Origin of the sequence: Collinsella sp. BA40 (genome assembly GCF_008014645.1) — a bacterium.
Classification (GTDB): Bacteria; Actinomycetota; Coriobacteriia; order Coriobacteriales; family Coriobacteriaceae; genus Collinsella.
Genome location: NZ_VOWY01000001.1, coordinates 154,387 through 167,298, shown reverse-complemented (window position 1 = coordinate 167,298; position 12,912 = coordinate 154,387). Strand labels below are relative to the sequence as shown.

Genomic DNA, 12,912 nt, shown 5'->3' with positions numbered 1-12,912 from the left:
AGGCGCGCACTGCGCAACCCCGCCCCTTCGGCCCCCTTTTCGAACGCTACCGATTGTAACCGAGCATGCGGACATCCGTTCGTATGTCCAGCCGGCAATCGAAAGCACCATAGCTTGTTCGCCCCGCGCAACGCCGGACGGGAAGCGCAGACGACAGCGCCCGCATCCGCGGGGAACGGATGCGGGCGCTTGACACCGGGATGCGGATGCAGGCGGCCTAGCACTCGGCGGCGCGCTCCGTGGCGTACACGACCACCTGGGGTTGGGCGGGAGCCGACGGATCGGGCACCTCCACGCGAACGAACTTGAGGGCAACGTCGGTGTAACCCGCGCGACGCAGGACATCGGCGTAGACGCGGGCCTGCAGGGCGTGCTTCTCCCGCAGCTGCTCGGGCGACTCGGCCGGGCTGCCGCCGGTCTTGTAGTCGATAAGCAGGGCGCAACCCGGGCGGGCAGGATCGGTGCACAGCAGGTCGATGGCGCCTTCGGCGAACTCGCCGAACTCCTGGGAGAACTCGTCCATGCCGAGCGTGTAGAACGGCACCTCCGCGCGGCGACACGGCCAGGAAAGCGCCTCGGCGCGCACGTCGCTGGCAAGCCAGCGCGCCATGGCGTCGTCGAAGCGCGTGCGCTGCTCGGGCGTGCAGCCCCAGTAGCGGCACAGGGCGTCGGCTCGCTCGACGGGCAGCTCAGCGCGGTCGAGCTCGATCAGCCACTGGCAGGCGGCATGGAACGCGCTGCCCAACGCCGTGGGATCGCCCACGTGTGCAGCCGCGAGCGCGGCGTCGCGCTCCTCGTGCATGGCGGCGACCTCCTCGGGCGTCGCGGCCTCGCTCGCCGGGGCGCCCTCGTCTGCCGAAGCATGCGAACCTGCCGCGGCGCGGTCCTCCATCTCGGCGTGGAGCGCCGCCGAGATGGACGAGTAGCTATACGACGAGCGCGCGGGACGGACGGCCGGCACGACGCGCCGATACACCGAGCCCGGCTCGACCACGGTGAAGCTGTCGGGCTCCCCGGCGGGAGCGGGGGCGGCATCGGACGCCGGAACGGAAGCGGCTTCGGCCTCCCCCGCGGCTTCGGTGGAAGCGCCCGCGTCCGCCGGCAACGGGACGCCTGCCACGAGGCGGCCCTCGGAAACGTAGGCGTTGGGTTCGTAGGCCACCCCGCCGCTCACGAAGCCCTTGAGCGCGAGGAGCTCGAAATCCCCCGGTTGCGCGTTGTCGAACACCAGGCGGTCGCAGGCGAGCGACGCGCCCTCATCGGGCAGGATGCGCTCGAGCACCGAAGGCGTGAGATCGCGCTCGGGCTTGAGGGCGAGCTCGGCCACGCGGCCGCGACCGACCTCGGCATCGAGCGCGAGCAGGCACACCTCGCGCGCACGCGTCATGGCGACGTAGAGCAGGCGCGCCCGCTCCTCCAGCGCGAGCCGGTCCTCCTCGTCGCGCATCGACATCCAGGCCTCCGCGGCCGACCCCGTGGCGCAGACGTCGTCCACGAGGCTCGCATCGAGCCACGGGCCCGTGGCCCCGCTGCCCGATAAGAACTTCTTGAACTGCTTCTCGACCTCGGATCCGTCGACGAAATTGCCCGCCGAATCGCGACCGTGCGGGAAGCGCGCGGGCAGCGCCGCCACGCCCACGGTGCCGTCCTCGCGACGCACCATCTGCATACGGTCGCCGTTCGGACGAATGCCGAAGCACTCGGAGACCGCCACCACCGGGAACTCGAGGCCCTTGCTCGCGTGCACCGTCATGATGCGCACGGCGTTGCCGCCCTCCTCGTTCAGCGCACCGGGCGCCTGCTTGCCGGACAGGAAGCGGTCGTAGGCGAGCGCCACCTGGCGTGGCGCGTTGCCTACCTCGGCCTCCGCCTCGGCGAGGGCATCGAGCGCTTTGAGCATGTTCGCGGCGGCGGCGCGCCCCTCGGCGCCGCGCGCTTCCAGGCGGACCATCAAACCTGACTCGTTGACCACGTCGCGGGCGATGCCCGCCAAGCTGTCGCGGCCGACGCGACGCAACGCGGGGCGCAGCACCGCGCGGGCGCGATCGAGCAGCGGCAGCTCGCCGAAACCGGGCGCGTCCTCGTCGGTCAGGAGGCCCGCCTCGATATTGCGGCGACGGGTCTCCCCCGTCTGCTGGTCGAGCGCGGTGGAGAGCGCCAGGAACTCCTGGGCGCCCAGGGCGAACAGCGGAGAAGCCAGCAGCGGGGCCAGGCCCTGCGCCGTATCCATGAGGTTGCCGAGCGTGTACGCGAGCGCGCGGACCGTCTTGGCCTCCTCGGTGCCCGAGAAGACCGAGCCGCCGCTGATCACGCAATCGAGCCCCTCGGCGCGCATCGCGTCGGCGTAGACGCCGGCCCGCGGCATGCCGCCCAGCAGCAGCACCATGCCGCCCACGGGCTGGCCCGCATCGGCGAGCGCGCGGAAGCGGCGCGCGATGGCCGCGGCCTTGGCCGCCGTGCGCTCCTCGGTGGTACCGCCTGCGACGAGCAGGGCCTGGCGGCGCGAGGCGCCCGCGGCGCGCAGGCCGTCGTCGCGGCCATCGTGCGGCAACAGGTTGAGGAAGCTCGGCATGATGCCGCCCTGCTCGTCGTCGAACACGCGCGCCACGTATTCCAGAATCTCCGCATGGCTGCGGAAGTTCTTGACCAGCTTCACCACGGAGCCCTGGGCGGACACGGCAGCGCCCGCTCGCTCCCCTGCCGACGCGGCCCCCTCCTCGATGCGGCGCTGGGCGCGGCGGAAGACCTCCACCTCCGCGCCGCGGAACCGGTAGATCGATTGCTGGGCGTCGCCCACCGTGCACAGCGCGCGACCGCCCTCGCCCGTAAGGAAGTTGATGAGGTCCACCTGCTGCTGGTCGGTATCCTGGAACTCGTCGATCATCACCATGGCGAACTTGCCCGCATAGACCTCGCGAATGGACGCGTGGTCGCGCAGTGCCTCGTACGTACGGCGCAGCAGGTCGTTGTTATCCAGCGCCGAGCGCTCCTCCTTGAGCGCGGCGTATTCCGCCGCCACCGCGCGCGCCAGGCCCATCAGCTCATCGAGGGCGTCGGCGCCGGTAGCGATATAGGCGTTGATGAACGCGTCGGCCGCCTCGGCCTTGAGCAGCGCCACCTGCTCCTTGGGAAACGCCTTGCTCGCGCGGGGCATCCCGCATGCCAGCATGCAGGCCGCGAGGTCGTCGCGTGTGCGCGGACCCGTCAGGTACGCCTCGATGGCCGCGATGGCCGCCTGGGCCGTCTCGGCGGCCTTGGCGCTCGCCTCCAGGCACGGGCGATACGCATCGTGCAGGCCCGAAAAGTCAACGGAGCCGCGCGCGAACTTGATGTCGTCGAAGCCGTTTCGCGCCGCGCTCGCGCGCTCGAGCAGCGTGCGCACCAGCTGGCGCGCGCTCGTGCCTGCCTCGCGGCCGCCCGGGCCCACCTCGCCCGTGAGCGGGAACCACGTCTGCAGCGCATGCAGTCCGCCGCGCTCGCGCGCGATCACGCGGTCGACGGCGAGGTCCATAAGCGGGCCGGACACCGACTCGTCGAGCACCGTGAATTCGGGGTCGATACCCAGCTCGAGCGCGTGGGCGCGCAGGATGCGGGCGCACATGCCGTGGATGGTCGAGATCCACGCATCATCGACCTGCAGGGCGATCTCGTCCATACCCTCCTCGACCAGCGCGCTGCGCACGCGCTCGCGAATCTCCGCTGCGGCATCCTTGGTGAAGGTAATGGCCAGCACCTGGTCCAAGCTGATGATGAACGGACCGGACTCAGGCGAGAGGGCCCACAGGATGCGGCGCGTAAGGGTGAAGGTCTTGCCCGAGCCCGCACCCGCCGACACGAACAGCGGCCGGTCGAGCGTGGTCACGATATCGCGCTGCTGGGGCATCAGTGTTGAAAGGTCCATGAGCTATGCGTTCCTCCGCTCGAATCCGAGGTCGTGGTTGAAGCTGCAGCGCGCAGCGGGCATGGGCGCGGCCGTGACGACGCCGGCCTCGAGCTCGTCGAGGCGGCGCGAGATGGTCTCCTCCACGCGGTCGAGCAGGGCCTCGAACCCCATGGTGCCGCCGTGCTCGACATCGGGGAAGCCGGCGGCGAGGCCGGGCACGCGGCCGTCTCCCGGCTCCTGTTCGGCGAACTCCTCGGACACGGCGCCGCGCATCGCGGGCTTGGAGCCCTTGGTGGCGAAGTAGATGCCGCCGCGCGCATCGAGCGCCAGCTCGGAGCGGCGCAGGGCCTGGGCGTAGATGAGCGTCTGCGTGTGCTCGGGCAGCCAGTCGGGGTCGTCCGCCGGCACCGTCCCGTCCTTCTTCGCAACCGTGGGATCGGCCAGCTTGAACGCGTTCACGTCGGAGCGGTGCTTGTAGTCGATCACCATCGCGCGGTTCTCGGCATCCACGTCCACGCGGTCGATGCGGCCGCCGAGCGGACGCCCGGCATACTCGACGCCCAACTCGTTGAACGAGTATTCCAGGTACACGGGCGCGAACGGCGCCAAGGCGCCCGCTTCGTAGCGCAGCACGCCCTCGAGCTGCGGCAAGATCTCGTCGACCTGCACGCGCTGCAGGGCGCCGTGGGGTACGAGGGCGCCCGAACTCGACGTCTTGTTGCGCTCGTGCTCGGCGCGGACCTCGTCGAAGACTTCGCGCAGCACCTCGATGCACGCGTCGAGGTTGCGCTCGATCACGCGCGGGACGCCGTCTTCGATCAGGCGCTCGTGCAGGCGATAGAGCACGTCGTGCACGAAGTTGCCCTTCTCCATGTTGCCGAAACCGGCATCGAGCGAGGCGGGGCGCACGCGCGAGGACATGAACCAGCACAGCGGGCAGCTCGCATAGCTCTCGATCTGCGACGCCGAGAGCTGGCGAGGCACCAGGCGCTCCGGGTCCTTCGGGTCGCGCTGATAGAGCACCAGATAGGGCACGGCGTCCTCGCCGAGGCTCTGGGGCGGCAGGCAGGAGACGCGCCGGCGCTTCATGCGCGCGGTCGCCGCGGGGTCGAGGTCGCGCACGATGTCGCCCTCGCCCACCATGCGCACGCGGGGCGCGACGCCGGCGGCGCGCTGGCGAGCGAGCAGCTCGGTCCAGATGGCGGCGGGATAGCGGTCCTTGGCCTGGCGGTCATGCGTCACGCGCGCGAGCACCACCTCGCCGCGCGCCGCCGCCATGGCGCGTGCCATGAGGTCGCGCATGCGCGCCGCGGGCTCGAGCTCCACCGGCGCGAACGAGAGCGCCGATGCGAGCTCGGCAAGCGGACCCTCCTTATGCGCCAACGGGAAGCTGTCGATATCTACATCGGCCACGAACAACGCGTCGATGGAGCCCGCATCCAGCAGGGCGGCGTCGGCGAGCGTCATGAAGCACGCGACGGGCTGCGCGGAGGTATCGGCGCCGTCGGGGCCGGCATGGGCGAAATCCGCCGATTCGCTGCGCGCCGCCGCCGTGACCGACAACATGTCGAGCACCGAGACGGCCGCCGCCTGCGGCACGTCCAGCGCACGCGCCTGGTCGAGCACGAGCTCGATGGCCCGCGCCGCCATGGTGACCTCGATGTTGGCGCGCACCGTACCGCCCGTCCAACCAAAGGCCGAACCCGGCAGCGCCGAGGCCACCGTGCACAGCGCCTTGAGCGCAGAGACCGGGCGATCCTGCATGAGATAGCTCACCACGCTGGAGCACACGGCGGGCACCTGCGCATACGGGTTGGCGGGGTCGAGCTTCTTGCGCGACGCCTCGGCCTGCGTCTGGACGCCCTGCAGCGCGCGCAGGACGCCCTCGGGACCCAGCGCGCGATTGGAGCGCAGCTTCTTGTCGAACCGGCGCGCCGCGAAGGCATCGACACCCGACAGCGGGGAATACAGCCAGTCGGTCAGCTCGGGCGCGGGCCACCAAAGGTCGGCGCGCTCCAGGCTCTCGCCCGCCTCCTGCATACGGCCCACGAGGTCGAGCAGCGCGGTGAACTGGCACCCCACCTGCGTATCGCCGAACCGACAGGACACGGGGGCCTCGCAGGCGATGCCGCGGGCGGCCAGGCGCTCCGAGACCGCTTCGAACGCATCGGCCGGACGGGCCGCCGCGACCACGACGTCGCGGCCCGCGCCCACCAGCTCCGCGATGGCGTCCGCGTAGGCCGCGGCCCGCACATGCGGACCGGCGGCCTCGACAAACGTGGGCGCGGGCGCGGCATCGGGCGCGGACTCCTCGCCCAGCGCGACAACCTCCTGCGCACCGAGGGAACGTGCCAGCGAAACCTGCTGCGTGCTCAACAGGAACGCCGCATCACCGGCGTGCGAGATGCTGCGAACGAGCTGCATGATATGGGCGGGAAGTAACGTGACGTCGCGGACGGCGACGAAGCGCGCGCAGGCGGGGCGCCCGTCCCTGACGATGCGCGCGAGCAGGCACGCCGCCTCGGACGCCTCGACCAAGCCGCGCTCGGCTAGCGCGGCGGCATAGCGCTCGACCAGGCCGAACACCACGCGCTCGGCATCGCTCGAGGCGACGGGGGCCTCCTTCTCGAGCGCCGGCGCGGGCACAATGGCCGGCAGCAGCGCCGCGGCGATATCCGCGAGCAGGCGCACGGTACCCGGATTGCCGCGCAACGGCGCGAGCTCTTCCGGCTGGGCGACGGCGACGATACTCGCCATGAGCATGCGCCGCTCGATGGGCGTCGCGATTCTGCGGCCGTCGCCGAGCAGCTCCCAGATCCCCGCGACCCACGTCGCCGGCGTCGCCACGTCGATGCCCATGCCGGCGCCCGCGCGAGCCAGGGCGGCGCGGCACCGTTCGCGCTCGGCAAAGGAGGCAACGAGCAGCGTTGCCCTGCCGTAGGTTTTTGCGGCATCGATGAGCAGCGAAACCTCCGCCGCCGACAGCGATGACCCCGATGTTGTCTCGTATACCGTAAGCGCCATGCTCTCCGTCCTCGATCGAAGTTGACTCCCCCTATCCTACACGCCCGTGCGGACAGATTGCGAAGGCTCGGAGAAATCGCCTTTCATGCGGCTCCGCTTGCAAAAGCGAACGGGCCCGGCGCGCTGAGCGCAGCCGGGCCCGTCCCGCAGCTTCACTTTGCCAATAGTCGGCCCTGCAATCCTTGAGCCGCATGCCGCCAGTGCTGATTACCGCCATTCGACCTCAACGTCAGAACGAGCATCCAGATCGACCCAACGAGGCACGCGATCGATCCCAAGGGTCGAATCGCCTGAACGCTCCCAGGGCCGTACTTCTCCAAGATGCCACATGCGTCAATGATGAAACTCGCCCCCAGGCCGGCGCCCATGAGCGCGAGACAAAGAATGAACTTCACCATATTCGATCGATGCCTCATGGTAGTCATGGCGTCTGAAACTCCACTTCGGAAACCTGGGTATGGACTTCGCTCGTATAGCCTCAGCCCCTACAGGCAGTGATTACATACCGCATCATGTTCAACCTATCTTTGCTCTAGGTATAAATGAAACCCCGCTGCCTGCGAAGGAACACTAATCGCCCAATCCCTGAATGGCTATATATTTTGGATAGACGGTCTTGGAATATACGATTTTGTTGTATACCAATTAACTAGCTATGCGCATCAGAAGCAGAGGACGGGCTCGGCGCGCGCAGAGCGCAGCCGAGCCCGTCCTCGTTTCGCAGCATTCAGATGATGCCGATGCAGGGCGCCGGCCCGCGGTCCTACTGGTCGCCGAACTTCACCAGGATGCGGCGGTATCCGCCGTACTCGCCGTTGAGCGACTTGGATACGCGGCTCACCGTGGTGGACGATGCGCCCGTGCGCGCCTGGACCTCGACATAGGGCTCGCCCTCATCAAGATAGCGGGCAACCTGGAGACGCTGGGCGAAGTCGCAGATCTCGCGCGGGGTGCACAGGTCGGTGAGGAACGCCCGCACGTCGTCGGCGTTCTCGAGCAGGAGAAACGACTGCACCAGCTGGTCTACATCGGGACGCTCGAACATCTTCTCAATGTTCATGAACCCACCTTTCAATCACAAGGGCCCGCCCGGGACGCAGCTGCTGATTCACAGGCGAAGCCGTACTATTCACAAGCAGGCAATTATGCCAGTACCGTACATCCTACACCACTCAAATAAAGCAATGCACGTAATCGCCACCGATTGCTTACATTTCATGCTGAAATCAGCCGTTCTATGTTCATGGTCAACTGCACGCGGTTATGCACGGGCACCCCTACCAACGCGGCAGCGTCGGAATCAGCGACAGGCGTTCTTCAAGTCCCGAGGTCCACAGCACCTCGTCGCGCTCGTCGATCATCACGGCCTCCACCCCGTCGATGCCCTCGATAAAATCGATGGCCGCGCGGGCGCCCATCATGAGCGCGGTGGTGGAGTAGCCGTCGCAATCGATCGAGCGCGCCGCCAGAATCGTCGCGCTCACGGCATCGGTCTGCGCGGGCATACCCGTCCGAGGGTCGAGAATATGATGATAGGTGACGCCGCCTTTCGAAAAGCGGCGCTCGTGCACGCCGCTCGTGACGACGGAGCCATCGGCCACATCGACGATCGCGCGGTGATGGCCCGGGTCGCGCGGGTTCACGATGCCGATGCGCCAGGGCGTGCCCGCCGCCACGGGGGGACGAGCGTCGGCCGCCGCCGGGCGCCCGCCGCGCACCAGCACGTTGCCGCCCAGATTGATAACGAAGCGCGAGACCCCGCACGCCGCGAAGCGCTCGGCCAGGTCGTCGGCGATATAGCCCTTGGCAACGCCTCCCAGGTCGAGCACGGTGCGCGGATCCGTGATGGCGAGCTCGGGGTGCCCGGGCGTTCCGCCAAGAACAACGCGCTCGTACCCTACGTGCGGAAGTGCCCGCGCCAACGCGAGCTTGCTCGGCACCACGCCGGTATGGAAATCCCACAGCGAGGTGACCGTGCCCATGGTGATATCGAAACGCCCGCCGCTCGCCCGGCAGTACTCAAGCGCCGCCCGCGTGAGCTCGGCCGTCTCAGGCGCCACGGCCACGGGCGCGGGCGCGGCGGCGTGAGCGCGAGAGATATCGGAGTCGCCGCGCGTGCGCGAAAACACGTGCTCGAAAAACAGGCAGCGATCGCGGCAGGCCTCAAGGGCCGCATCCAGGCGGGCGGCCACCCCGTCGTCGTCGCGCGCCTCCCCGTCGCCCGCATAGGCATGCAGGTGCACGTTGGTGTTGAAGATGAAGAAGGCTATGGCGCGCGATCCGTCGACGGCGTCGAACGGACGGGCCGAGGTCGGCTCGCCATATACATATTGCTGCGACATATGAACTCCGCCTAACAGCATATCGCTCGCGTGAGTCGTGGAGAGACCGCGATACGGATTCTTGTGACTTCAGGGCATGGTACCCTGTGCAGGATATACACGCTCCAACCAATCATAGCGCCTGCAAGGCATGCAAGGAGGTACGTCATGCGCTTCATTCTCAACTGGCTGCTCACGTCCATCGCCGTCGCGATCGCCACCGCCCTCGTTCCCGGCATCGAGCCCTTCGGCGCCGCCGATGCCTGGATGAGCTTCGCGTTCGTGGGCCTCTTCCTGGGATTCGTGAACTCGCTCATCAAGCCGCTGCTCACGTTTATCTCGTTCCCCCTCACCATCCTCACGCTGGGCATCTTCCAGCTGGTCATCAACAGCTTCATGCTCGAGCTCGCCAGCTGGCTTTCTGTGAACCTGCTGGGATCGGGTATCGCCATCTCCGGCTTCTTCTCGGCACTCGCCGGATCCATCATCGTGAGCATCGCCTGCACGATTCTGGGCGTCGCCACCAAGGACGCATAAGGTAGCCCCGGCCTCATGAATCGAGAAACGCAACGCACGGATGCGGGCGCGCCCGCACGACCCGTCGGCACCGAGCACATCCACGACGCGCATGTCGAGCGTTATTCGCTTGCCACCGCGCTCAGCCTCATCGTGGGCATCTCCATCGGATCGGGCATCTTCTTCAAGAGCGATAACATCCTCATCGCCACCGGCGGCAACGTCGCGCTCGGCGTCGCCATGTTCCTGCTCGCCGCCACCACCATCGTCTTCGGCGGCCTCACGCTCGCCCGCTTCGCGTCGCAGACCGCGGGCGCCGGCGGCCCCATCGCCTATGCCGAGCAGTTCCTGGGCCCGCACCGCCTCACCTTCATCGGCTGGAACTTCACCTTCGTCTACCTGCCCATCGTGACCGGCATCATCTGCTGGGTCGTGGGCGTGTACGCCTGCATGGCCTTCGGGCTGCCGGGCGGATTCTGGATGCAGATGGCCATCGGCTTGGCCTTCCTGCTGGCCTGCTTCGTATGGAACGTCTGCTGGCCGCGACTGGGCGGCTGGTTCGCCAACGCCACCACGTTATTCAAGGTGCTGCCGCTCATCGTCGTGGGCATCGTCGGCATCCTGTTCGCCGACCCCACGAGCTACCTGACCGAAGGCATCCAGCAAGCGCCGGCCGCCGGAGCCGGCTGGATTATCGCGGCGGCGCCCGTCGCCTTCGCGTTCGACGGCTGGACCGCCGCGGCGGGCATCGCGCCCGAAATCAAGAACTCCAAGCGCAACCTGCCCATCGCCCTTGTCACCGGGCCCGCCATCATCCTCACGCTCTACATCGCGTACTTCGTCGGCATCTCCTGCTTCCTGGGGCCACAGGAGGTCATGGCCGCAGGCGATGCCAGCCTCTCGCTGCTGTTCGTCGAGCTCTTCGGCCCCCAGGCTGCGACATGGCCCAACCTCATCGCGTTCATCGCCGTAGCCGGCACCGCCAACGGACTGGTCCTTTCGATCCTTCGCATGCCCTATGCGCTGGCAGCAGTTGGCGAGGTCCCGTTTGAAAAGCAGCTCCTCAAGATGAACCCTACGCTGCGCTTCCCGCTTAACAGCGCGCTCGTGGCGCTGGGATCCGTCCTGCTGTGGATGGCCGTCCACGCATTCGTGACCGTCAACGGCCTGCTGCCCAACGGCGACATCTCCGAGATCGCCGTAGGTCTCAACCTCTTCATCATGCCGCTCTTCTACGTACAGGCCATGCTGCACGATCCCGCGGGGCCCGCGGCCACCCGCACCGGCCGCATCAAGCGCGCCGTCGTTCCCGCCCTGGCCACGGTGAGCTCCCTTGCCGTCGGCATCTCGAGCTTCGCCGACCCCACGCGCTGGCCGTTCGTCGGCGTACTGGTCGCACTGCTTGCAGCCGCCACGTTCCTCATGCGCAAGCGCCGGGCCGGCCTACAGGCATAGGCACCGCCACAAGCCGCTCTCTTCGCGAGGCCCCATGCGGGGCCTCGCATGCTTTACGGACGGATCGCAAGAGATCCCGACCGCCTTCGAATCCCCTGCCGACACCTGTCGAATAGGCGGCTCCCCCAACATATTTGCGCGGTATGGTAACAGCCGTCCGTAAACCATACCGGCCACGCGCGGCGTCGCGCGCTCGCCCGCGGCCGCGCCGATGCAAAGGAGCCGCTATGTGGGCTTTCGATACAACGCTCTATCAGATCTATCCGCTGGGCATGCTCGACTGCCCGTTCGACGCGCCTGCACTCGACGATGAAGCCGGTGCACGCGGGCAGGTTGAGCGCCACCGCATCAAGCAACTCATCGATTGGGCCCCGTACCTGGGAGAGCTCGGGATCGGCGCCATCCTGCTCAACCCCGTGTTCGCCTCCGACACCCATGGGTACAACACGCGCGACCTACGCGTCGTCGACTGTCGCCTGGGCACCAACGAGGACTTTGCCGAAACCATCGACGCGCTGCACGCCCGTGGCGTCCGCGTGATCATCGATGCGGTGTTCAACCACGTCGGCCGCAACTTCTGGGCGTTTCGCGATGTGCGCGAGCATCGCTGGGATTCCCCCTACAAGGATTGGTTCAACCTCAACTTCGATGGCGACACGCATTTCGGCGACGGCTTCTGGTATGAAGGCTGGGAGGGCAATCAGGACCTGGTCAAGCTCAACCTGCGCAATCCCGCCGTCGTCGACTATCTACTTGATACCGTTCGCATGTGGAAGCGCGAGCTAGGAGTTGACGGCCTGCGCCTCGACGTCGCCTACAGCCTGGACCGCGACTTCGTTCGCCGGCTTCGCGGACTTGCCGACGAGCTCGGCGCCGAGCCGCGCTTCGACGGCACGCCGGGCGACGGCTTCCCCCTCATCGGCGAGGTCCTGCACGGCGACTACAACCTCATCGTCAACGACGAGATGCTGCACTCGTGCACCAACTACGAGTGCTATAAGGGCCTGTACTCGAGCTTCAACTCGATGAATATGTTCGAGATCGCGCATTCCCTGCACCGCCAGTACGGCGGCGACCCGTGGTGCATCTACCGCGGCAAGCATCTGGTGAGCTTCGCCGATAACCACGACGTCTCGCGCCTGGCAAGCATCCTCACCGAGAAGCGCCATCTGGCGGCCGCCTATGGCGTGCTCTTCGGCATGCCCGGTATCCCCTGCCTCTACTACGGCAGCGAATGGGGGCGGCTCGGCGCCAAGGGCACCGGCTACCTGGCCGATGTCGAGCTTCGGCCCGCGCTCGATGCGCCCGATGCCGATGCGCTGGCGAATCCCGCATCCGGCTGGGAGAGCGGCGAGGGGCCCAACGAGCTCACCGCGTTCATCGATCGCCTGAACCACGTGCGCCGCTCGTCGCGCGCGCTGTGCCACGGCAGCTATCGCAACATCATCATCACCAACAAGCAGCTGCTCTTCGAACGCGATGCCCCGGCCGACGGCGAGCAGGCCGCCGAACGCGTGCTCGTTGCCGTGAACGCCGAAGATGCGCCCTTCACGTTCCATGACAGCGGGCTACACGGCTCCTTCGACGTCTTGATGGCGTGCGCGCCCGGAGATGGCTCGACGGCAGCACCCTGTAGCGAGGCGCTCGGTCTCGACGGATCGCTCGAGATTCCGCCTTTCGGCGTGCTCTACCTCAAGCAGACAGTCTGATCCG

At 67.7% G+C, this 12,912-nt stretch carries 7 protein-coding genes; 3 read left to right on the top strand and 4 right to left on the bottom strand.

Annotation, left to right across the window (positions count from 1 at the left end):
• Positions 1–217 precede the first annotated feature (217 nt).
• From E4J93_RS00710 to E4J93_RS00695, 4 genes are all read right to left on the bottom strand, one after another.
• The gene (locus tag E4J93_RS00710) at positions 218–3,901 is read right to left on the bottom strand and encodes an exodeoxyribonuclease V subunit beta (protein ID WP_147587565.1); all 3,684 of its coding nucleotides are present in this window, start codon (positions 3,899–3,901) and stop codon (positions 218–220) included.
• Positions 3,902–3,904: 3 nt separating this feature from the next.
• Positions 3,905–6,907: a PD-(D/E)XK nuclease family protein gene (locus tag E4J93_RS00705; RefSeq protein WP_147587564.1), complete on the bottom strand. Its 3,003-nt coding sequence runs from the start codon at positions 6,905–6,907 to the stop codon at positions 3,905–3,907.
• Between the two features lie 763 nt (positions 6,908–7,670).
• Positions 7,671–7,967, bottom strand: coding sequence for a YerC/YecD family TrpR-related protein (locus E4J93_RS00700; RefSeq protein WP_147587563.1), 297 nt, complete (start codon positions 7,965–7,967; stop codon positions 7,671–7,673).
• A gap of 217 nt (positions 7,968–8,184) precedes the next feature.
• Positions 8,185–9,249, bottom strand: coding sequence for an FAD:protein FMN transferase (locus E4J93_RS00695; RefSeq protein ID WP_147587562.1), 1,065 nt, complete (start codon positions 9,247–9,249; stop codon positions 8,185–8,187).
• 147 nt (positions 9,250–9,396) lie between these two features.
• Between E4J93_RS00695 and E4J93_RS00690 the strand changes: the two genes are divergently transcribed.
• The 3 genes from E4J93_RS00690 (at position 9,397) to E4J93_RS00680 (ending at position 12,908) form a co-directional block, all read left to right on the top strand.
• Complete coding sequence (locus E4J93_RS00690; protein WP_147587561.1) at positions 9,397–9,765, top strand: phage holin family protein; 369 nt, start codon at positions 9,397–9,399, stop codon at positions 9,763–9,765.
• Positions 9,766–9,780: 15 nt separating this feature from the next.
• Positions 9,781–11,199 carry an APC family permease gene (locus E4J93_RS00685; RefSeq protein WP_147587560.1) on the top strand — a complete coding sequence of 473 codons (1,419 nt, stop codon included), beginning with the start codon at positions 9,781–9,783 and terminating at the stop codon, positions 11,197–11,199.
• A 227-nt stretch (positions 11,200–11,426) separates the two neighbouring features.
• Positions 11,427–12,908 carry an alpha-amylase family glycosyl hydrolase gene (locus E4J93_RS00680; RefSeq protein WP_147587559.1) on the top strand — a complete coding sequence of 494 codons (1,482 nt, stop codon included), beginning with the start codon at positions 11,427–11,429 and terminating at the stop codon, positions 12,906–12,908.
• Positions 12,909–12,912: the final 4 nt, after the last annotated feature.